This is a genomic window from Paenibacillus sp. FSL W8-0439, assembly GCF_038008995.1.
GTDB lineage: Bacteria > Bacillota > Bacilli > Paenibacillales > Paenibacillaceae > Paenibacillus > Paenibacillus polymyxa.
The window spans coordinates 1,788,455-1,809,588 of the sequence record NZ_JBBPAK010000001.1 but is presented as its reverse complement, the minus strand read 5'-3'; the positions used below and the strand labels follow the sequence as shown (position 1 = coordinate 1,809,588).

General features: G+C 48.3%; 18 protein-coding genes. 9 read left to right on the top strand and 9 right to left on the bottom strand.

Going from position 1 to position 21,134, the window contains the following annotated elements:
• Positions 1-51 precede the first annotated feature (51 nt).
• The gene (locus tag MKX36_RS07860) at positions 52-549 is read right to left on the bottom strand and encodes a phosphatidylglycerophosphatase A family protein (protein ID WP_025364511.1); all 498 of its coding nucleotides are present in this window, start codon (positions 547-549) and stop codon (positions 52-54) included.
• A gap of 167 nt (positions 550-716) precedes the next feature.
• Positions 717-4,382 carry a DNA polymerase III subunit alpha gene (locus tag MKX36_RS07855; protein WP_340864493.1) on the bottom strand — a complete coding sequence of 1,222 codons (3,666 nt, stop codon included), beginning with the start codon at positions 4,380-4,382 and terminating at the stop codon, positions 717-719.
• A 137-nt stretch (positions 4,383-4,519) separates the two neighbouring features.
• Between MKX36_RS07855 and MKX36_RS07850 the strand changes: the two genes are divergently transcribed.
• Together MKX36_RS07850 and MKX36_RS07845 are read left to right on the top strand one after the other, a co-directional pair.
• Positions 4,520-4,849 carry a YtrH family sporulation protein gene (locus MKX36_RS07850; protein WP_013309582.1) on the top strand — a complete coding sequence of 110 codons (330 nt, stop codon included), beginning with the start codon at positions 4,520-4,522 and terminating at the stop codon, positions 4,847-4,849.
• Positions 4,850-4,861: 12 nt separating this feature from the next.
• Positions 4,862-5,359 (top strand): hypothetical protein, encoded by a 498-nt coding sequence (locus tag MKX36_RS07845; protein ID WP_016819615.1) that lies wholly within the window; start codon positions 4,862-4,864, stop codon positions 5,357-5,359.
• 44 nt (positions 5,360-5,403) lie between these two features.
• Here MKX36_RS07845 and MKX36_RS07840 read toward each other — a convergent pair whose 3' ends face one another.
• The 3 genes from MKX36_RS07840 to MKX36_RS07830 form a co-directional block, all read right to left on the bottom strand.
• On the bottom strand, positions 5,404-6,738 hold the full coding sequence (locus MKX36_RS07840) for a DRTGG domain-containing protein (protein ID WP_016819614.1): 1,335 nt from the start codon (positions 6,736-6,738) through the stop codon (positions 5,404-5,406).
• 155 nt (positions 6,739-6,893) lie between these two features.
• Positions 6,894-7,178: a hypothetical protein gene (locus MKX36_RS07835; protein WP_017425916.1), complete on the bottom strand. Its 285-nt coding sequence runs from the start codon at positions 7,176-7,178 to the stop codon at positions 6,894-6,896.
• 72 nt (positions 7,179-7,250) lie between these two features.
• Complete coding sequence (locus tag MKX36_RS07830; RefSeq protein ID WP_016819612.1) at positions 7,251-7,595, bottom strand: YlbF family regulator; 345 nt, start codon at positions 7,593-7,595, stop codon at positions 7,251-7,253.
• Between the two features lie 162 nt (positions 7,596-7,757).
• On the opposite strand from MKX36_RS07830, the gene MKX36_RS07825 reads away from it, so the two are divergent.
• Genes MKX36_RS07825 through MKX36_RS07800 form a run of 6 tightly spaced genes read left to right on the top strand, consistent with a single transcriptional unit; the run spans position 7,758 to position 14,515 of the window.
• Positions 7,758-9,137: a YheC/YheD family endospore coat-associated protein gene (locus tag MKX36_RS07825; RefSeq protein ID WP_290409064.1), complete on the top strand. Its 1,380-nt coding sequence runs from the start codon at positions 7,758-7,760 to the stop codon at positions 9,135-9,137.
• A gap of 43 nt (positions 9,138-9,180) precedes the next feature.
• Entirely contained in the window at positions 9,181-10,335 is a 1,155-nt protein-coding gene (locus MKX36_RS07820; RefSeq protein ID WP_340864492.1) for a YheC/YheD family endospore coat-associated protein, read from the top strand.
• Positions 10,336-10,347: 12 nt separating this feature from the next.
• On the top strand, positions 10,348-11,718 hold the full coding sequence (locus MKX36_RS07815; RefSeq protein WP_016819609.1) for a YheC/YheD family endospore coat-associated protein: 1,371 nt from the start codon (positions 10,348-10,350) through the stop codon (positions 11,716-11,718).
• Positions 11,715-12,821: a YheC/YheD family endospore coat-associated protein gene (locus MKX36_RS07810; RefSeq protein ID WP_017425918.1), complete on the top strand. Its 1,107-nt coding sequence runs from the start codon at positions 11,715-11,717 to the stop codon at positions 12,819-12,821. Before MKX36_RS07815 ends, MKX36_RS07810 begins: the two co-directional genes overlap by 4 nt.
• 18 nt (positions 12,822-12,839) lie before the next feature.
• Positions 12,840-13,355: a GNAT family N-acetyltransferase gene (locus tag MKX36_RS07805; RefSeq protein ID WP_016819607.1), complete on the top strand. Its 516-nt coding sequence runs from the start codon at positions 12,840-12,842 to the stop codon at positions 13,353-13,355.
• Entirely contained in the window at positions 13,337-14,515 is a 1,179-nt protein-coding gene (locus MKX36_RS07800; RefSeq protein ID WP_019686837.1) for a YheC/YheD family endospore coat-associated protein, read from the top strand. Before MKX36_RS07805 ends, MKX36_RS07800 begins: the two co-directional genes overlap by 19 nt.
• Positions 14,516-14,617: 102 nt before the next feature.
• Here the strand turns inward: MKX36_RS07800 and MKX36_RS07795 are convergent, their stop codons facing one another.
• The 3 genes from MKX36_RS07795 to MKX36_RS07785 form a co-directional block, all read right to left on the bottom strand.
• A complete protein-coding gene (locus MKX36_RS07795) occupies positions 14,618-15,319 on the bottom strand; it encodes an HAD family hydrolase (protein WP_016819605.1) in 702 nt (233 codons plus the stop codon).
• An 83-nt stretch (positions 15,320-15,402) separates the two neighbouring features.
• Complete coding sequence (locus MKX36_RS07790) at positions 15,403-16,065, bottom strand: class I SAM-dependent methyltransferase (RefSeq protein ID WP_340864491.1); 663 nt, start codon at positions 16,063-16,065, stop codon at positions 15,403-15,405.
• Positions 16,066-16,089: 24 nt separating this feature from the next.
• Positions 16,090-18,933, bottom strand: coding sequence for a bifunctional glycosyltransferase/class I SAM-dependent methyltransferase (locus MKX36_RS07785; protein ID WP_340864490.1), 2,844 nt, complete (start codon positions 18,931-18,933; stop codon positions 16,090-16,092).
• A 394-nt stretch (positions 18,934-19,327) separates the two neighbouring features.
• Between MKX36_RS07785 and MKX36_RS07780 the strand changes: the two genes are divergently transcribed.
• Complete coding sequence (locus MKX36_RS07780; protein WP_340864489.1) at positions 19,328-20,401, top strand: glycosyltransferase family 2 protein; 1,074 nt, start codon at positions 19,328-19,330, stop codon at positions 20,399-20,401.
• Positions 20,402-20,562: 161 nt separating this feature from the next.
• Here the strand turns inward: MKX36_RS07780 and MKX36_RS07775 are convergent, their stop codons facing one another.
• Positions 20,563-21,132 (bottom strand): manganese catalase family protein, encoded by a 570-nt coding sequence (locus MKX36_RS07775; protein WP_016819601.1) that lies wholly within the window; start codon positions 21,130-21,132, stop codon positions 20,563-20,565.
• Positions 21,133-21,134: the final 2 nt, after the last annotated feature.

The window sequence follows — 21,134 nt, the reverse complement described above, 5'->3', positions numbered from 1 at the left end:
AAGTTCCGTCGGAGGGCCTAGATAATCATTAATTCTGTTTATTCAGGCCAATTAAACATCCAATGATGCAGGATAATGCTTGGCATGAAGGCTCCGATGGGCAATACGCGAAGAAGCGGCGGCAGCCAATCCGGCGACAAGATCGTCTAAAAACACATGAATACCACTGCCTTTTTGGTTCAGCTTATCGATAATTCCAATCTTTTCTTTATCCAGATAGCCAAAACTGGTCAAGCCAATCATGCCGTACACGCTCGTAATGCCAAGAGCCATTGTCTCGTCCACTCCATACAGCGGTTCGTCTGCCTCCATAATGGCTTGAAGTGGCTGGGGAAGAAGTTTTTTTTCGGCCAGCTCATCGAGTGCAATGCCTGTCAGCAGTGTATATTGTACCTCTCGCTTTTGCAAAACCGCTTTGACACTTTCTACACATTCTTCCATAGTCAAATGAGGATAATATTTTAGCTGAAGCTGAAAAACAATGTCCGCAATGGACTCGATCCGAATGCCTCTGCGATTTAACAAGGTTTCTGCATATTCATAGGACATAATTTCCCTCCCGCTTTCACCATGCAGTTCTATTCTTCCACCGTGCGGGACCTTATGGTGCAGGACACGTGTTGAATCTCCTGTTCCGCCAGTTTTCCAAGTGTATGCGAAAGGGAAGGAAAATGTTCATTAAACCGTTACAATAAGGGCGTGTTGCTGTGTGCCTGTCATTTGACTTTCACGGTACCTTCACCTAGCATCGACTCCATTCGATCAAAAAGCTGAGGAGAAGGCTTAATGCTGTAAGCATCACTCAACGCCAGCAGACGCTGGTTGCTCTCGTAAAAGAGTACGGTAGGCACAGCACCGGGATGCTCCTGTAGCAACGCCTTGAGGCTGACCAGCAAGCTGGCGTCCGCCTCGGCCTGGCGGGTGATTTTGACAAACACCCGCTGACGGGCGGAGGCTTCCGAGCCGCGCGGGGAAGGCACCTGCTCACCGTGAGCCGCTTCGCCTCCGCGTTGTGAGGGGGCCGCTACGGGACGAGCCGCCTTCTGCTGCGGCGAAGCTGATGGAGCAGCTGCGGAAGGCAAGGGCGACATACGCGGCGCTCTCCCGCCCGGACTGCCAGCAGCTGACACGGATGTTCCAGCTGCTGCGGACGAACGTGCGCCGGTACGCCGGCGCTGAAGAAGCCTTGCCAACGCGTCTTCCGCCAGCGGGGCTGCCTCATCCGCAAGGAGCTTGAAGTGCTCGTCCTGCTGCTGCATCTTGGCACGTAGTGCAAGCAAGGCACCCTTTTCAATCCACTGCTGGCTTCGCTTCCATACCTCAGGAAACAGCACAACCTCACAGCGCTCAATCTGATCCTCCAGCTCAATGAAGGCCATGGCCTTTCCCTGCTTGGTCGTAATCGTCTTGAGTGACACCACCATGCCTGCGGTTACAATAACTGTTTCATCTGGCACGTCGCTCAGCTCCATCAGACGATCCGCTTGGCTGCTTTCCAGCAGCGATTCAAAATCATCTAGCGGATGCCCAGACAAATACAGTCCCAGCAGTTCGCGTTCCAGCTCTAATTGCTGGCTGGTACTAAATGGAGGTACATTGGGGTATTCAATATCCCAATTAGGCATTTCCACAAAGCCAAACATATCAATTTGCAAATCGTCACGTTCCTTGCGCCATTTGGCAGCTGCATCCACCGTTTCATCCAGCATGGCAAGCAACTGTGCCCGATGGCCTGTCAATGAATCAAATGCCCCTGCCTGAATGAGCGATTCAATCACTCTCTTATTACACACCCTCAAATCAACGCGTCGACAAAAATCGAGCAAGCTGTCGAAAGGGCGTTCCTTACGAACAGCAAGAATGCTTTCCATTGCTTGTGTGCCGACATTTTTAATGGCAGCCAGTCCAAAGCGGATATCACCCTGCTGTAATGGGGTAAACAGCACCCCACTCTCATTCACATCAGGCGGCAACACTGCGATATCCATACGACGGCATTCGACGACATATTCAGCCACTTTTCGATGACTTCCCATGACGGCCGTCAGCATGGAAGCCATGAATTGTACTGGATAATGGGCCTTAAGATAAGCCGTCTGGAATGCTAGCACACCATAAGCAGCTGCATGGGCACGCGGAAAACCGTAGTCAGCAAAACGGACGATCATATCGTAAACCCTGCCGGCTTCCTCCTCTGTGTACCCCTGTTTAATACTGCCTTCGACAAAATGACCACGCTCCAGATCCAGCACCTCGCGTTTTTTCTTAGACACCGCGCGGCGCAGCAGATCGGCCTCTCCCAAGGAAAAGCCAGCCATGCGCGATGCAATCTGCATGATTTGTTCCTGATACACAATAATACCGTACGTATCCTTTAAGATCGGTTCAAGATCAGGATGCGGATAAGAAACCTCAATCTGTCCGTGCTTAGCCTGTATAAAGTTGGGAATAAAACCCATCGGGCCCGGACGATACAAAGCCAGGACAGAAATGATATCCTCGAAAACACTCGGTTTCAAATCCTTGAGTACCCGGCGTATACCGGCCGACTCCAGTTGGAACACGCCTCCTGTATCTCCTTTGCCCAGCAAGTCATAGGTATGCGGGTCATCGTCGGGAACACGGCTAAAGTCAGGTGTTTCTCCATGCTGCTCCGCAACCCAGCGCATGCACCGTTCAATAATGGAGAGCGTACGCAGTCCAAGAAAATCCATTTTCAACAAACCGATGCGCTCCAGATTTTCCATTGAGTACTGCGTTAAAGGAACCCCTTCGCTTCCCTCTTGCAGCGGAACCGCATCGGTCAATGGAGTCCGCGAGATGACAACACCCGCCGCATGTGTCGAAGCATGGCGAGGCATTCCTTCTACTTTGATCGCCATATCCAGCAGTTCACGTGTCTTGGGCTTCGTTTCATACAGAGCCTTCAGCTCAGGGGTAATCTCCAGCGCATGCCGGATATTAATGCCGAGCTGCGCCGGGATCAACTTGGCCGCCTTGTCCACCTCGCCATACGGCACGTTCAATACACGGCCGACGTCACGGACTGCGGCTCTTGCCGCTAATGTCCCAAAGGTAATAATTTGCGCAACATGCTCATTTCCGTACTTCTGTACTACATAGTCGATAACCTCGTCACGGCGTTCATCGCTAAAATCAATATCTATATCTGGCATGCTGATCCGTTCAGGGTTCAGAAACCGTTCAAAGAGCAGATTGTATTTTATCGGATCGACATTCGTGATATTAAGCACATAGGCGACCAAACTACCGGCGGAGGAACCCCGTCCCGGACCGGTTGCAATCTTATGCTTATGAGCAAAAGCAATAAAATCCCATACAATCAAGAAATAATCGCTGAAGCCCATACTGTCGATCGTATTTAATTCGTAGTTTAGCCGCTGGTCCAGTTTTTCCCGCTCCTCCGGCTGCTCCCATACAGGATCGCCTCCGTAGCGACGCTCTAGCCCTTGCATGCACAGACTACGCAAATAGGACGAAGACGTCATGTCCTCTGGCAGCGGGCGATATTCAGGCAAAATCGATTGGCCGAATTCCAGCTCCAGCTCGCATTTTTCAGCAATACGCACCGTATTAGCGATGGCTTCTGCTACATGTGGAAATAAACGAGCCATGTCCTCCTGACTTTTCAGATACAACTGACGTGTTGGTATACGCAAGCGCTCCTCATCGTCAACTGTCTTCCCTGTCCCGATACAAATCAGAACGTCCTGGACATCAGCATCCGGCTCGGTTAAGTAATGCACGTCATTCGTCGCCACTAGCGGAATATCCAGTTCCTTCGCCAATGCGATCAATTGAGGATTTACGCGTTTTTGCTCCGACAGACCATGATCCTGAAGCTCCAGATAAAAATCTTCGCCAAAAATGCTACGGTATCGTTCGGCCGCACGTCGTGCTTCGGCTTCCCGACCATGCAGCAAATGCTGCGGCACTTCACCGCCCAAGCAAGCGCTCAAGCATATGATGCCTTCATGATGGGCAGCCAAAGCATCCATATCGATGCGCGGCTTATAGTGAAAACCCTCCAAATGGCCAATGGAGCACAACTTCATCAAATTTTGATAGCCTGTTTTATTTTTGGCGAGCAAAATTAAATGATATATGGGCTGATCCTTCCGGCTGCCACGCTCCTTGCGCGAGCCTGCCGTCATATAAGCCTCACACCCGATAATCGGCTTAATGCCGTTCTCTACACATGCTCTATAAAAAGGAATGGCACCGTACATGACCCCATGATCTGTAAGAGCCAGCGCCTCCATTCCATAAGCTGATGCCTGTTTGACCAATTCCGCGGTACGAGCCGCGCCGTCCAGCAGGCTGTACTCGCTGTGAACATGCAAATGCACAAATGAACTCATGCGCTTCTCTTCCCTTCACCGCTTGATTTTCTTCAAACTATTTTATCATATCCACGTTAGTAGCGCCCATAGAATAAAAGTACAGACCCGGGCGGACAAGCGCGGTCCTGATTCGTATACCCAAGGAGGAAAAGAGCATGAGCACTTTTATATCCAAAGCGATTCTCGACTTCTTCATTGCCTTCGGCATCGTGCTCGGAGGAGCCATGCTCGGGGGAATGGGAGCTGTAGTATCGCTTCAGCCGCCTACCCAGACGATGCTGGAGGTTGCAGGAAGGATTAAAATATGGGCGCTTGCCGCCGCTGTGGGAGGAACGATGGACCCGATCCGGGTCATTGAGAGCAATATGTTGGATGGTAATTTGTCACCTGCCATTAAGCAGATATTGTATTTGATTTTCGCCTTTTTAGGCGCTCATATGGGTGCAGAGCTGGTCAAGTGGGTATGCGGCAACGGACGGCCGTGAGGTGAAACGACTATGAGAGTCCCTCCCTTTGAGCGCCTGCGCCCTTTTATGCAATTATCCTCCGTTTTTGTACTCGGTATGATTACGGGAGGATTGATCTACAATGCCATCTGGCATGCGAGTTTCAATCAGCTGTGGATGAACAACCAGGACCTTCAATTCCAGCTCCAGCAAGCTGAAGAGGACAACAAAACATTACGTAAATACAGCAAGCGCCAAACCGTCATCAAAGAAATCAAGCTGATTGCGGAGGAAGCCACGGCTGAAAAAATTGACTCTATTAATCTGAAAGAGCTTCTTCGCCGCGTCAGTCGTGATCTGGAGGTGCTGCGCGGCAGAGATATGTTTGAGATTGACTCTGACAGCAAGCTGGTACGTATGTTGCTGCACCAAAAAAAATACACCGTTCGTGACAAGGAGTATACAATCCAGGTCAAAACGATGCTTGTAATGGAAGGTGTGCTGCAAATCTGGCTGGAGGCCAAAGAAAGACTGCCTCAAAGCCACTAAGTCGATCTATTTAACTCCATCTTCTGCTCCAATCCAAAGGTGGATTAACCATGTTCAATGGATTGAAGGGTCATCACTGCCTTGCACACCAAATGATTTTCCCGAGAAATCGCAATTTCTAGCTTGCATGTGCGGCGACTCATCTCAAGCAGCAACGGACGAAGAACGACAGCATCCTCAATCTGTACTGGTCGAATAAAATAAGTCGTCAAATTATCCAGCACATAATCCTTGCCGCTCATATCTCTAGCTGCCCGGTAGCCCGCTTGTGTCATCACGTTGACCAGTACGCCTTCCGAGATAGTCCCTAAATTGGTAGCCATCTGTGGAATGATAAAGCCGCGAAAAAATAATGATCCGTCCTCATGACGCTCCTCAGCAAAACCGTTCCAGATCAGCTGGTCGAACGTCTCGCCAAGTTGTGGCTGCTTTTGGGCGTTACGCAGCGCCTCCAGCACCTCACGCCGTGTAACGGACCCGAGCAGCTTACGGTTGCGGTCCACGACCGGCAAGTAATCTACACCTTCCCATGCCATCATTTGAGCAGCAGAAGCCAGCGAGGTCTGGTAAGTGACCGTAATTGGGTTACGGATCATACATTTATCCATCGTATGCTCAGGTTGAAGTCCTTCCACATCTTTACGGCTGACGATACCAATTAAACGATTCCATTCATCCACTATGGCAAAATGATGATATCCCGTGGTCGCTGATAGCTCTTCAAATTCGGTCAGCGTGCTGTTGATTTTCAAGGTCAGCGTCTTCGGTTTGCTGGCCGCAATGTCTTCAATCAACATAATTTTCTTTTTGATCAAGCGGTCAAATATCGCTCTATTAATCATAGAAGCCACGGTAAATGTATCATGACGCGAGGAAATAATCGGCAAGCTGATCTGGTCTGCAAGCTGCTTAACCTCCCGACTCGTACCGAACCCCCCTGTAATCAGCACACCTGCTCCTTGCTCTAATGCAAGCGAATGCGCATCCTCTCGGTTACCTACGATCAGCAAACTGCCTGCGTCAATATAACGAGCCATGGCTTCCTCACGCATCGCCCCGATCACATACTTGTGCAGCGGCTTCTCGAGCCCCTCGCTTCCGCCCAGCACATGTCCCTCTACAATATTCACAACATCCGCAAAGGTCAGCTGCTCAGACAAGCCGCGTGGACGCTTCTCCACTCGTACTGTTCCGATCCGTTCCTTGGTAATGACAATTCCCAAATTCTCTGCTTCTTTCACAGCCCGATAAGCCGTGCCTTCGCTAACGCTCATTTCTTTAGCCAACCTGCGCACAGAAATTTTGGAGCCTATTTTTAACTGCTCGATATGACGCAATAGCTGCTCATGCTTCGTAACTGTTTCATCTAGCCCGTCCAACTCTGTTACACCCCCAACGTTCAATCTGTATCATTCTGTATCTATTATACCACAAAACCCCTTTGTTTTAGACCCTTGTTATTAGGATATCTTTGCTTTGAAAATAACAAAAAAGCGGTCCCTTGTTACAAGAGACCGCTTCGTACTAGAAACACTTACAGCATTTTGCCTTTGTCAGCTTTGTTATCCCATTTCATCTGCCACTGCTGCATTTTGGCCCGTCGCACACGCTCCAGCGTTTTACGCTTTTCCTCATCTACACCCAGCAAAAAATGCAGGTTCGCTCCGATGACAAGCAACGCAAAAAGTACCCATACCATCCCAAAGCCGTTGACCCAATTCAAACCACCTGCCAACGAGATGCGTGGTAATGCGACCAATACCATAGCCAATGCAATCAGTGTGTACAAACCGTGTTTCCATTTTTTAAATGAACCCAATCGTATCCCTTCCTCTCCCTGTGACTCTATGTATCTAGTCTATGAGAGGACAGGAAGGAATATGAGACAAACTTACAGAGACGAACCGTACAAATGTTGAAGACTGTCCGCAATAATCTTATTTACGTCCTCAATAATCACGCTCAAGCGACGTTCAGCGTCGAACAGACGACGGATGTTGAGGTTCAAGCTGAGTACCTCGAACATTTTTTCCATCTTTTCCATCTCTTCCTGTGCTGGCATATCGCCGCTCATCATCCGCTGTTGCACTTCCATTTGGCGTTCACGGAAATCGTCGAGCATTTTCTTGGCTTCTGGATCCGTTTCAATCAGCTTCATCGCTGACGTAATTTCCTCTACCTCTTTGCTTTCTTTCAATGCTTTTGCTAAATCATGGGCTTTGTCATAGATATTCATGATTGTTCATTCCTCCATTACAAGTTTTGTGTCAACATTTCACATTGTCCGTCAATCACCAAGGTATATATGTCCTCATATGATGAATCAGTGCTATTACAGCCCATTCACGTTTCCCGTTACTTTCAAGACATCAAGTTGCTGCCCGGAAGGAGATCCACGATGTCCATCAAAAAAACAACGATTCAAATCATCGGATCGGGCATCTTGCAGGATGACGTACTCATGGTCGGCGAGTCCCTGCTTCGCAAATGGAAAATATCCGCAGGCCACCCCGTTCAGCTCGCCTTCGGTTCGTTCCGCCAAGAGGTTACCGTCATATCGGTACCCCGATACAGCGGTCTACGCGTGGGAAGCGTACTGGCCCGAAAAATGGGGCTTCATGCCAGTCATGACAGTTGTAATCTGCGAGTAACCTACAGCCGAGGCCGCCGGACACTTCGAGTGGGCCCACTTATTAGCGTGCTGGTTAGTCGGGACTATCCCGAACAACCCGACAAGCCTTTCGGGGCGATCACCCTGTTCTGCCGTGAACTAGTCGGGGAATGCCGCAGACAAGGAGCATATGTGTATTTCTTCACCCCGGAGCATATCGGAAGTCAGCCCGGGCGAGTTCAGGGATGGGTGTATGACGGAGGCTGGAAAAAGACGGTCATGCCTGCCGGCGATGTCGTCAATAACCGGCTTACCTCCCGTAAACTCGAGAACAGAACTAGCGTACAGCATTTCATGAAAGAAGTAAAATCGCAGTACGGCACGGCCTTTTTTAATGAAAAGTTTTTGGATAAGAATGAAGTGTTTGATGCACTCAAATCGAATTCTTCCCTACGCAAGTATTTACCCGAGTCCCACTTGCTGCAAACCTTTGCCGTTTTCAAAAAAATGTGCACCCAGTATCCCTCTGTTTTTCTCAAACCCGTGCGCGGAAGCCTTGGTAAAGGCATTATGCGCATTAACAAGCAAACCGATGGTACCTTTTCGGTGCTATCCACAACAGCGGGCACACCCCGAAAGCAAACGTACGCCAACGTCGATAAACTGTACAAAAGCTTAGCGGGAAAAATGAAATCGACACGCTTTCAGCTGCAACAGGGCCTTACCTTGATTGATCACGGTAAACGTCCGGTCGATTTTCGCGCGCTTGTACAAAAAAATGCGTCTGGAACCTGGACCGTAACATCCATTGTCGCTCGGATCGCCGGAGGCAGCCACTTTGTATCCAATCTGGCAAGAGGCGGTACGCTCAGTACAGTCAAGGAAGCACTGGCCAAAACCACGCTGCCCGCAACTGTTAAATCGAATGGTCTTACCTCTCTCAAAACAGCAGCACTGGATATCGCAAGCGGAGTAGAAAAGGCAATTCCCGCCCATTTCGCGGAATTTGGTATTGATTTGGCGATTGACAGCACGGGGCGTATCTGGTTGCTGGAGGTCAATTCCAAACCATCAAAAAATGACAATACGCCGTTAAACGATCAGAAAACCCGCCCGTCCGTAAAAAAAATGATTGAATATTGCTGTTATTCAGCCGGATTCAAATGAATCCATCTCTTCCAGAGTCCGGCTGCCAAAGGAGCTGTTGTCGGTGTCTCTTGTTATGCCAGGCATGCTGGGCGTGCTTGTTAGCCGAAAGCAGGACGCTACTCCCCCTATTACCGAAGCCGACTTCTGCCGCAGGCTAAGCTTGTTGGGCAAGCGCTCTGGTATTAGCGTAATGGCGTTTACCGCCGAAGGAGTTTCACCTGAAGATCATTCCATACGGGGTTATGTTTATCGTGCTGGAGTATGGACATTTGGCCGCTTTCCCTTGCCGGATATTATTTATAACCGCTGTCTCCATATCCATGAGAGCCAGGATGTCAAGCGCACACTGGGAGACATAGCGGAGCAAAAGTCGCGCAAGCTTATCTACTGGTCGCGTAACTTGCCTGGCAAATGGCAGGTGTATCGCGCTCTGCATACGGTAGATAAAGTACGGCCCTTTGTACCGCCTACGGCCCCATACCGGGATACGACCCAGCTTGTGGAGTGGCTGCAACGCCATTCGGAGCTATTTATGAAACCACAGTCCGGAACACATGGCAAGGGCACGCTGTATCTCCGGCTGGCGGAAGGAGGTCAGGGACTGTACGTACAAGGCAGGAACTCCCAAAACCGCCCGTTCCGTCGCTTGTTTACTGAATTGGATGCAGGATTGTCATGGATTGACGGTATTGCACACAAACGCGCCTATATCGTGCAGCCTTATTTGAAATTAACAAGCCAAAGCAATCATCCCTTTGATGTTCGCGCACTCATGCAAAAGGACGGCAACGGCTGTTGGCGCCTGACGGGCTTTGCCGTGAGGGAAGGCAGAAAAGGAACTCTGACTTCCAATCTGCACGGTGGGGGCGAAGCCCATCCGGCAGAGCCTTACCTTCGTGAACAATTTGGTGTGGACAGCACACGTCTCATCATCGGGCAGATGATAGAGCTGTCCTTGACCATTGCCGGGGCGTTGGAGGAACGCTATGGCCGCCTTGGCGAGTTGGGAATTGATTATGGTATTGACCGGAGCGGGAATATCTGGCTGTTGGAGGTTAATTCCCGCCCTGGCCGGGCCTCCTTTTTTCAGACTCGTCAGCCAGAGTGCGCTTTTCGGTCGGTCAACCGCCCGCTCGAATATGCTCGATATTTAATGACCCATTCCAAAGCGACAGGGCCAAAGGGCGCGGGCGCCTCCCTTGAACATACGGTATAGGAGGATAAACAGATGAGTTTAACGCATTGCAATGTGCATTTCTCACAGCAGCCCGACAAGGTGGCGTATATATCCACTGCCTTGTTGAAAAGCCTTAAGTTATCTGGAGCCAAGTCCATTCGTCTGCGACTTGGCAAGGATCAGATTCCCGCAACAGTAAAACCCATTCAGAAGGCGGGACGTCATCTATACTTGACCTCCGGCTTGCGCAACGCAATCCGTGTTCCCAAAAGCGGGTCTATTTATTTGCGGAATCTGGACGGAGATGTTCAGCTTGGACCGTTGATTGGAGTATTGTCTGATGCTACTAACTCCACCACCCGCCCTTTCGGATCACGCACAGGCTTTATTAAGCAACTTTTGAAGGAAGGCAGCAAAAAATCTTATATTTTTGCCTTCACCCCACGGGATATCAACTGGCAAAATGATACGATTAACGGCTATTTTCTGTCATCCAGCGGGGAGTTTACACGTAAACTCGTACCTCTGCCGGACGTAATTTATAATCGTTTGCCGAGCCGCCGCTCAGATTTTTCCCCAGCGATTAATCAACTACGCGAACGCTTTTCCCGCAAACGAATTCCTTTCTTTAACTGGAGCTTTTTCAATAAATCCGATATCTATCACCTGCTGGAAAATAATCCAGAGGTTAACCGTTATGTCCCTGAATCCTATATGAATCCCAGCTCTGAACGTATCCGAGGTATGCTGGAGCGGCATCAATTTGCTTATTATAAGCCAAGTAGCGGCAGTCTGGGCAAAGGAATCTATCGTCTGTCCTATGTCCCCAAACAAGGATACTATGTGAGGTATCGGAAGAAAAATAGCAATGTACTGCTGCGGTTTACCACTTTTAACTCCATGCTGCGGATGCTTCACTCCAATAAGGGACAGACGCTAAAAGGCTACGTCATTCAGCAGGGCATTCAACTAATCGAGATTGATAATTGCCCGATTGATTTCCGGTTTCATATGCACAAAGACGGCAATAACCAATGGGTCGTCGTTGGCATTGGAGCCAAAAAAGCCGGACGTGGCAGTGTCACGACTCATATCAAAAACGGCGGTTCCCTGATGACACCCGAGCAAGCGCTCGGTCGGGTATTCGGAGACCGAGCGGGTGAAGTGCTTCAACGTGCCAAGAATGTAGCAGTTACGCTAGCAGAAGCCATTGAATATCACCACCAGCATCTACTGGGTGAAATCGGATTCGACCTGGGCATTGATCAGGATGAAAAGGTATGGATGTTTGAAGCCAATTCTAAGCCAGGTCGATCCATTTTTCAGCATCCATCGTTGCGTGCGGAGGGTAAAGCATCCGTGGAGCATATTTTGGACCACTGTCTTTACCTCAGTAAATTCCGCAGAAAAGAGGAACTATGAATACCCGGGCGGAGCAAAAACCAGTTGTTGCTGTATTGACAGTGCACGACGATGAACAATTTTTCAAAGGAAATCAGCGAAACTTCAGGGATATTCTAGAAACGGGAACGCGCATGGGGTATCAGGTGTACATTGTTACTGTCAGGGACTTGAAGCTGGCAGATGAAACAGTGAAGGGCTACATCTACAACAAAAACTCACAGATATGGGAGGAACAAGATTTCCCATCTCCACAGGTCATTTATAATCGTATCCCCAACCGTAATTATGAACTTAAAACTTCTGTGCGCGCAAAGCTGGATGAAATTTCACATGCCTCAGGCGTTGAGCTGTACAATCCGGGCTTTTTTAACAAATGGGAACTGTTCAAATGGCTCCGTACCTCGGAATCCACTCGTCAACTTGTTCCAATTACCAAACGGTTGAGCAACCTGTCTTCCTTAGGAAAAATGCTGTCTGCATATCCATACCTGTATCTCAAACCGGAAAACGGTAAGGCCGGAAAGGGAATTATGATTCTCAGATTCAACCCTGAGCATCTGATGGCATACAGGTTGACCATTCAACATGACAAAAAAAGCATAACCTACCGATCTGTATCCTTGTCTCGGTTATGGGGACGTATTCGCCGAGAAACAGGCAACTCGCCTTATATCATTCAGCAGGGTATCGATCTGGCAACCTATCAGAAAAAGCCCTTCGATTTGCGGCTTCTGGTGCAAAAAAATGCCCGTGGCGCATGGAGCATTACCGGAGTAGGCGCCAGACTAGCGGGTAAGGGAAGTATTACAACACATGTTCCGCGTGGGGGAAGTGTGGAGGATCCGTTCAAGCTGCTATCCTCAATCTTTGGACCTGAGGACAGCACAGATTTGCTGGATAAGGTTAAAAGTACGGCCATTCAGATTGCACGTCAAATTGAACGCGCATCCGGTCTTTCTCACGGTGAAATGTCTATGGATTTGGGCGTAGACACACTCGGGACCCTCTGGTTTTTTGAAGCCAATGCCAAACCGATGAAATTCGACGAGCCCGAAATCCGTCAAAAATCACTTAGACGTATATTTCAATACAGCTCCTTTTTGGCCGAACGAATGAAATAATCTCAAGGAAGTGGAATCATGCCGCAAATTAGCGATGTTCAACATTTGCCTGCCCGGAGTTGGGTACTAAGACGACGACAGTTGCTGTTTCTGGCTCGCAGTTCGGGCGGCATGCGCATTACTCGCAATGCTCTGCGGCAGTTGGCTGTTTTAACGCCGGAGCAATTGAACACCCCTGGCTCCTCCCTCCTGTGCGCATATGTGCGCACGGAGAAGGGGCTACGGATTGCGGGATTTTCCCTCGCTCTGAATTATGGGAAAGATGCTTGCATCGTGATTGTTCGTCCGCTTTACCGGGGCCGCAGACTGGGCGCTAGACTGCTGTCCGCCCAGCTCCAACAGCTGCGCCGTCTGACGTGCAGCGTAGCCACCGACAATATGGCCAGTCTCAAAACCTGTTTCGGCGCTGGACTTATTGCGCATGAAATGACGACTGGACCGACAGGAAAGCCCACGCTGATATTTTGTGGGGAGTTGTCCGAAGATGAGCAGACGGCAGAGGAAGGTGGAATGCTGTGCCAAAACCTGTCCTAGGCATCATGACTTTGTATTTGAACAGTAAGAAGCAACTGGAGGAACGTGACATATATGAACGCATGATCGCAGAAGGCAAAAGGCTGGGGCTGGATATGTATGTATTCACTCCTGCGGATGTCCATAAGGATCGCAGACTGCTCCTTGCCCAAATTTATGATCCACATAGCGGTAAATGGACTCGAAAATGGCGAGAATTTCCGGATATGATTTTCGACCGCTGCCGAGTGCAGCGCAGTGAGCGGTATCGTCAATTAAAGAAATTCCGATTGCAGTATACAGACCTTGTTTATTTAAACCGACCGCTGAGCAATAAATGGGCCATTCATCAGCAGCTTGCGAGAAAGGCTGCCTTTCGCCCCCATCTGCCTGCAACAGAGCCGTTCGATGGATTTCATAGTGTAAAGCGAATGCTCAAACAGAATTCACTAGTATACCTCAAGCCAATTAACGGCACAGGAGGCCGCGGCATTTTACGCATTGAGCCTGTTAACAAGCAGAGTGGCCTGTATCTGATTGAGGGACGCAATCGCAAGCGCCATATTATTCCCCAGCAACGGGTACGTCTGGATCGTCTGGAGCCGCGTCTGAGCAGCTGGAACATGGATAACTATATTGTTCAGGAAGGCATTCCTGTGCAGTTGCCGAATGGCAGGGTCCATGATTACCGTATGCTGGTACAGAAAAATAGCCAGGGAGTATGGGAGCTAACGGGATGTGCCGGGCGCATCGGGGCACATCGGAGTGTCACTTCCAACCTGCATGGCGGAGGCAAGGCAGTACCGATGAAGCAATTGCTGACGCAATGGATTCGTGATGAAGGCCACAGAGAGAAAATCATCAAGCAAGGGGAAAAGCTCGGACTGGACATTGCTGCATATCTGGAAGAAAGCTATGGGGCATTATGTGAGCTTGCGCTCGATTTGGCAATTAATAAGGACGGTCATATCTACGTGCTTGAGGTCAACCCGAAGCCGGCTCGCGAGGTATTTTCACGCATTGGCGAAAAAGAAACCTATCGTCGTGCCATCACCAAACCTATGGAATATGCCCTATGGGTCTACCACACTCAGATTAATCCGAAGCCGCAGACGGAACAAAAAGCAGAAGAACAAACAGAAGATAAGACAGAAAGTAAAGCAAAGGAAGGCTCCGCCTAAGTGGCTGCCTTCCTTTGTTTTGTTATCTGCTTAACATCGTTTGCATGTATTATTTATATGGTACGCCACAGCGATTTATAACGCTTATCTGCGTTTTCACCGTTACTCGGCGTTTTTATAAAGCGTAAGCAACTGCGTAAAGTCTGTAATAATCGCATCGGACCCTTCCAACTCATCATTCACACCAAATCCAGCATAAGCACAGCCGATCACCGTCTGTCCGTTCTTTTTGCCAGCTTCCACATCTGAGGAACGATCTCCTACCATCCATACATTCGAAATATCGTGCTTGCTCAACAGAATTTCTAGCAAATTCACTTTGGAAAGCGTACTGTATTCCCCAGCGCTGTACAGTCCTTCAAAAATAGGAACCATTTCATACGCTGCAGCGATCCCCTTTACGTAATCCTCCAGCCCGTTACTGGCTACGAATAATCGGACACCTTGCTCATGAAGTGCCTGAAGTGTTTCTTTTACATGTGGATACAGAGCATGACTTCCATTCTTCAATCCCTCCAGCTCCAGCTGAAGCAACAACTCGTCCGCTCTTCTGTGAGCTGCTTCACTAGCTTCTGGCATCACTCTTCTCCAGATTTCATCCAGCAGCATACCCAAACTATTCAAAATAAGCTCCTCGGGAGGAGTCTCTCCTTCATAAAGCCCTTCGGCGCGCAGCGTATCAAACAGCTTGTGGTACGCAGGAAGCAGCAGCGTCTCCGTCTGGAAAAGTGTACCATCCATATCAAATACCATAGCCTCAGGTTTCTTCAACACAGGTGCATTGTTCATGTAGTTATCAGTCATTCCTTTCCTATGTAAGTTTACACTCCAACCCCTCTCATGATAAGCAATAAGAGAGGTCTGTGTAAACCTCATTGCGCATACCGTTAACTCTTATATTTTTTTAGAACAGTCCTAAAACAATGTAAACCGCCCCACATGTCTGTGTGTAGAGCCCCCCGTGGAAGCTTAAGATCCACACCACTCCAATACGAAAACCCCGCTTCTTCTATCCATTGTTCCATCGTTGAAAGATCCACTGTAGGATAATCAAATGTCAACAGAAGCATGCCGTCATCCCGTAAAGTTCGGTGAAATTCACGCAAGGCTGCCAAAGATTCATCGGGGGTTAAGTGCTCCAACACTGATATACATACAATTTTGTCAAAACTGGAATCTTCATAGGGCAGAGCAGTTAAATTGGCATGTGCGGAGTGGAGCCGAACCGGTAAAATCTCCTGAATGCGCTCAGCAGCCTCCTCCCCAATATCCCGCCGCACCTCAGCCAAGATGGCATCTACAGAAACGATGCGTATATCCAAATCGCAGGCATAAACCTGAGCGCAACGGCGGGCCAGCTCAAATTTGAACGGGTGCGGTATTCCACAAGCCGCGTCCAATACTGTATCTTGCCCGGACATAAATTGGAGACACCACTCATACTCATAGGGACGACTCCACCAGCTTTGAGGGAGTCTGTAAATCATATTGGACGAATTGGGATCAGAATATACAAAAAAGCGAGACAGATACGGGTCAGCCATATTCATGAATGTAGCCTCCTTTGGAGATGTTTAGATTACTCTTGCTACACAGCATAATTCATGACCCCGTTTCTCACCTTGAAGCTTAGCCAACAATCCCATTTGCTCTGTAAAGGCAAGCTCACCGTACAAAGGATGTGCTTGCAGCAAGGCATCCAAACCAGCAGGAAGCTGGCGGGTGAACAAAGCCACCGGGCGCAAGCCGGACTTTTCCAGCAAGAGCGTCAGTGTATGATCCGAATAATGGTACAAATGATCTTCCTCCGTAAATAAAGGTGAGTGAACGCCATAAGCCTCGTTGGTAAACGAATTTTTATTGGGCACCGTAATATATAACGTTCCGTCAGGTTGAAGCTGTTCACGCAAATCCGTCAAAAATGCGACCGGGTCCGCGATATGCTCCAGCACATGCCAGCATGCTATGGCTTCGTATTGGTGCTCCAGAGGTAAGTCCGCTTCTTCCTCTAAACTTTCAGTCTCAATCGCTTCCTGATCTTTATAATCTTGGTTAATTTCTAGAGATTGTTGAATTTGAGCATCTAGCTCTGTTTCACCGTTCCAATAACCCGTTAATAATTCCACCTCATATTTGCATTTGGCATAGGCACGCGATTCACTGGACGGCTCAATGCCCACTGCATTCCAGCCAGCTTGAAGGGCAGCATGGATAAATTCTCCAGTCCCTGAACCAATCTCAAGCAGCTTTCCTTTTTTGGGACTGAACATATCGAGCAGCATAAGTCCAAAAAGAGCATGATCCCCATAGGTGGACGTCGCCGCACTATCCCGCATAGCAACCCAATTGGCATTATAAATCTCTGCTATCATTTTCTCAGACTGAATATGATCCACATCCTTACGAAAAACCAATCCACAGAAGCCGCATCCCATCAAGGTAAAGTGTTCATAATTGTGAAATACTATCGTGTCGGCTGAGCCACACAATTTGCATTTTACGCTCTGTTCTGCTCCTCTCCCCTTCTCCTTACCATAAGAAATAACCTTGGCTTCACCTTTAATTTGGAGATCGGGTTTGTTCATGACCTGCACACTGGCCACCTTGGCGACATCCAAGTCGTTCGCCTGCTGCGCAGGTTCATATTCTGGTGTAGGTTCTTTTTCTGTGTTTTTGTTGTCCTGATCGACCCAGAGTGTAAGTCGTGGATTCGGGTCCAAAATGGATTCATATTGCTCTTTCCATCCATAACGAGCACTTGGGTCAAGCAGCTGGTACCGCTCAAATTTAGCCATGCGAATAGCAGGTGTATACCAACCCCAATGTTGAATACGGTAGTTGCTGATCTCTGTGGGAAGGTCAAGTACATTTTCGGGTAATCTCCCACAGTGCAAGGACTGCTCCTTCCATTTATAAGGGAACCCCTCTTTATATCGAATTAAAAAAGGACGGTAATACCGATGAGCCTGCCAATAGTCATCATCACGGTAATGCGTCGAAGACCACATATCAAACAACCTGAAACAAATCGTATCCGCTTTCGTTCCCGCTAACAAAGAATGTACCCCTTGGGCAAAGCGGGATTCGAACATTTCGTCAGCATCCATGCTTAATATCCATTCGGGAGAAGAAGTCAATGTCTCTCTCCACTGCTGCTTTCGAAGTTCGACTTCATTGATAAAAGAGGGTGTTTCATTGCGGATCAGACGCAGAGGGATTCCTTGTAAGATTTCCCGGCACAACGCTCCGCTATCGTCATGACTACCATCATCAATAATGACTGCTTCATCAATGTATTCCCGGTGACTCAGCAGCACGTCTGTAAGCTTGCGATCTGCCTCATTGCATACCGTCATGGTCAGCGTCAATTTAGGATTAGAGACAGGCGGTGTATAAAGCTCACTTTGTCGTGGACCAGTGAACGCCGGGGGTACAACAAACGAATCTGCCGTGTACTTGGCAAAGACAGCAGTTTCGCGGAGATCATCGGGTATAACTGGAGGTTCATTGAATTTAGGGGTTCTTGACGATGCTGGACGATTGAAGGCTGGAGAGCTTGGAGAAATATCGGAGTGTTCCGCATGTGTTACATGCTCTGGGCGGTTCGATGTAAAGTACTTTAGGGTGAATAATAGCTGTTCTGCCTTCATTCGATCGGCTTCCCGATATAGATGCATTGCCGGATAGTGTGTGTCTACAAAAAGTGGAAATCCAAATGCAGCCGCTCGAATACAAAAATGTCGATCTTCTCCCCAATAAGAAACATTTTTGATTTTACCAAAATGAATCCCTGCTTCCAGCGCCCGTCTGCGGATTAAGGTACACGCGCCTAGACCACCCACCTCATACAAACCTGGAACATGCAACTGGTGTATAAAATGCAATTCACGTTGCGCTCGCTCCTCTGCCGACAACACTTCGCCATCTTCACGATGGAACAAGTTATATTCATCACTAACCCACACTTGAGGCAATAGCGGTCCTTCCGATTGCCAGCGTGTCCAGAAAATCTCTGATACAATATCCTTCTCCGTCTCCACCAACCTGCACAAGGTACGGGAATGGAGAACCAGGTCTGAATCGACCAGAAACAACGCGTCATAATTGTGCTGAAGTGCATAATCAATAAGACGATTTTTAAAGCCAGCCACTTTCCAGACAAGAGCAGGCGGCCAATAATGAGTGTGCTCATCACTTCGGGTTTCCACTTGCTGCGAGCCTGTTAACAAGGGTAAAACCCGTCCCGGAAGTCGATTGGAAAAGTCAACTAGCCACTGGCTTGAAATCGGATTGTCATTATCATCGACAAACAAATAATCCGGTAGTACGTCAGGTGCCTCCAGACGCTCCAATGCTTGAAGGAACAAAGACAAAATTTCCGGCTTCTGGTGCACCGGGCTGCCGATTAGTATACGCATGTGTCAACGCCTCCATCAGGCGGAAGCCTCATAACCATTCCCCCTCCATGTCCTAACGCATACCATAATTGCGACCAAGCGATATGGGAGTGAGCGTGGTATGAATGGACTTACACCTGGAAATATCAATGAAAACGACATCAATACAAAATACAATCTCCCCACTCAACGATAAAACCCATCCTGTCGCACATCCTAACCCGGAACGTCACCCACATCTTCAATCCATACCCTTCCCCCAAACATCCAGCTTTGATTTTCTAATTTATTAGAGCAGAACTGAATTTATGATCATCATATCCCCTTTACATGTTCAAGCCGAATTACTACATAATGAGCAAGCTATCCTAATAAAATGGAAATTATACCGAGTTTTTTGGGAGGGACAGAGAGCATGGTGACTGTCAGCTTATGTATGATTGTCAAAAACGAAGAAGAAGCCCTTCATACCTGTCTGAAATCAGTCCATGACCTGGTGGATGAAATCATTATCGTTGATACTGGATCTACCGATAGAACCCAAGAGGTCGCTGCATCATTCAACGCTCGGATATACAACTTTGAGTGGTGCGATGATTTCTCCGCTGCCCGTAATTATGCGTTTGATCAGGCCACGCAAGAATATCAATTTTGGCTGGATGCCGATGACATACTGGAAGAAAAAGATCGACTATCCTTTCTCAACTGGAAAAAACAAGCCACCCTCTCTTATGACAGCATTACAATGGATTATGTGCTATCCGTAGATGAACAAGGACAGCCGTTGTATAAGCTCAAAAGAAACCGAATTGTACGGCGTGATCGCAGATTCAGATGGACCGGATTTGTTCACGAGTTCCTGAATGTAACAGGCAGCATCTTTCATAGTAATATGGCGGTGACTCATAACAAAACACGAGCTTATACTGCTCGTAATTTGCACATATATCTCAAGCATCGGGAGCAGGGCACCGTATTTTCTGAAAGAGATCACTACTACTTCGCCAATGAATTGTATGATAACGGACGCACACTAGAAGCCATTCAGCAGTACGAACATTATCTAGGGCTAAATCAAGGATGGATAGAAGATCGGATTGCTGCTTGCTTTAAGCTTGCGGATTGCTACGGTCGTCAAGCACAAAAAAAGGAGCAACGGATGGCACTGCTCCGCACACTTACCCTCGATGTACCACGCGCCCAATTCTGCTGTGCTTTCGGCAATTTGTTCATTGAAGATGAGCAGTATGCTCAAGCCATTTATTGGTTTCGTCAGGCGACGCTGATTGAGCCCCCGCAAAATGTGATGGCCTTAACCAATTCGTCGTACTATACCTGGTTTCCACACTTGCAATTATGTCTCTGTTATGACCGAATCGGTGACATCGAAAAAGCAAAATCGCATCATCGCATAGCCCAGTTGCACCATCCTACTCATCCAAGTGTTTTATATAACGAGCAGTATTTTGCACAGCTAGACCAAAAATAATATTCTGTTGAGCGCCATTGAAAAAGTCGATTTCTTTTGTAGAAAATCGACTTTATTAGCTACAATCTGCTTTGTTTACAAGTTACTAGTTTTATAGATAGGAAAGGCCACCTGCACGTGATGCTTGCAGATGGCCTTTCCTATTCGTCATACAAGACTCCTCAGAACACCTTTTTCCGATCTCTTTCTCCCTTCAAAATTTCTACTGACTCACGGAAACGCAACGAATGAATCACCTCACGTTCACGCAGAAACTTCAAACTATCCTGCAAATCCACATCGTCTGTCAAATCAATCAGCCACTGATATGTAGCTCGCGCCTTTTCCTCTGCCGCAATATCCTCATACAGATCAGCAATCGGGTCCCCTTTAGCTTGGATATAGGCCGCTGTAAAAGGCACTCCGGAAGCGTTTTGGTAAAATAACGCATGGTCGTGTGCCGCATAATATTCGCCTAGACCGGCTGCCTCCATTTGCTCCACACTCGCATCCTTGGTTAGCTTGTAAATCATAGTCGCAATCATCTCGAGGTGCGCAAATTCCTCCGTGCCGATGTCATTGAGTACACCGATCACTTTATCGGGAATCGTATACCGCTGATTCAGATAGCGCAAAGCCGCTGCCAGCTCGCCATCCGCTCCGCCATACTGCTCCATCAGCAGTTTGGCCATATGAGGATCACATTTACTGACACGTACGGGATATTGCAGTTTTTTCTCATATACCCACATTT

Excerpts from the sequence above, each read along its gene's own strand:
- MKX36_RS07860 (WP_025364511.1), bottom strand. The coding sequence starts at position 549 with ATGTCCTATGAATATGCAGAAACCTTGTTAAATCGCAGAGGCATTCGG.
- MKX36_RS07855 (WP_340864493.1), bottom strand. The coding sequence starts at position 4,382 with ATGAGTTCATTTGTGCATTTGCATGTTCACAGCGAGTACAGCCTGCTG.
- MKX36_RS07850 (WP_013309582.1), top strand. The coding sequence starts at position 4,520 with ATGAGCACTTTTATATCCAAAGCGATTCTCGACTTCTTCATTGCCTTC.
- MKX36_RS07845 (WP_016819615.1), top strand. The coding sequence starts at position 4,862 with ATGAGAGTCCCTCCCTTTGAGCGCCTGCGCCCTTTTATGCAATTATCC.
- MKX36_RS07830 (WP_016819612.1), bottom strand. The coding sequence starts at position 7,595 with ATGAATATCTATGACAAAGCCCATGATTTAGCAAAAGCATTGAAAGAA.
- MKX36_RS07825 (WP_290409064.1), top strand. The coding sequence starts at position 7,758 with ATGTCCATCAAAAAAACAACGATTCAAATCATCGGATCGGGCATCTTG.
- MKX36_RS07815 (WP_016819609.1), top strand. The coding sequence starts at position 10,348 with ATGAGTTTAACGCATTGCAATGTGCATTTCTCACAGCAGCCCGACAAG.
- MKX36_RS07810 (WP_017425918.1), top strand. The coding sequence starts at position 11,715 with ATGAATACCCGGGCGGAGCAAAAACCAGTTGTTGCTGTATTGACAGTG.
- MKX36_RS07805 (WP_016819607.1), top strand. The coding sequence starts at position 12,840 with ATGCCGCAAATTAGCGATGTTCAACATTTGCCTGCCCGGAGTTGGGTA.
- MKX36_RS07795 (WP_016819605.1), bottom strand. The coding sequence starts at position 15,319 with ATGACTGATAACTACATGAACAATGCACCTGTGTTGAAGAAACCTGAG.
- MKX36_RS07790 (WP_340864491.1), bottom strand. The coding sequence starts at position 16,065 with ATGAATATGGCTGACCCGTATCTGTCTCGCTTTTTTGTATATTCTGAT.
- MKX36_RS07785 (WP_340864490.1), bottom strand. The coding sequence starts at position 18,933 with ATGCGTATACTAATCGGCAGCCCGGTGCACCAGAAGCCGGAAATTTTG.
- MKX36_RS07780 (WP_340864489.1), top strand. The coding sequence starts at position 19,328 with ATGGTGACTGTCAGCTTATGTATGATTGTCAAAAACGAAGAAGAAGCC.
- MKX36_RS07775 (WP_016819601.1), bottom strand. The coding sequence starts at position 21,132 with ATGTGGGTATATGAGAAAAAACTGCAATATCCCGTACGTGTCAGTAAA.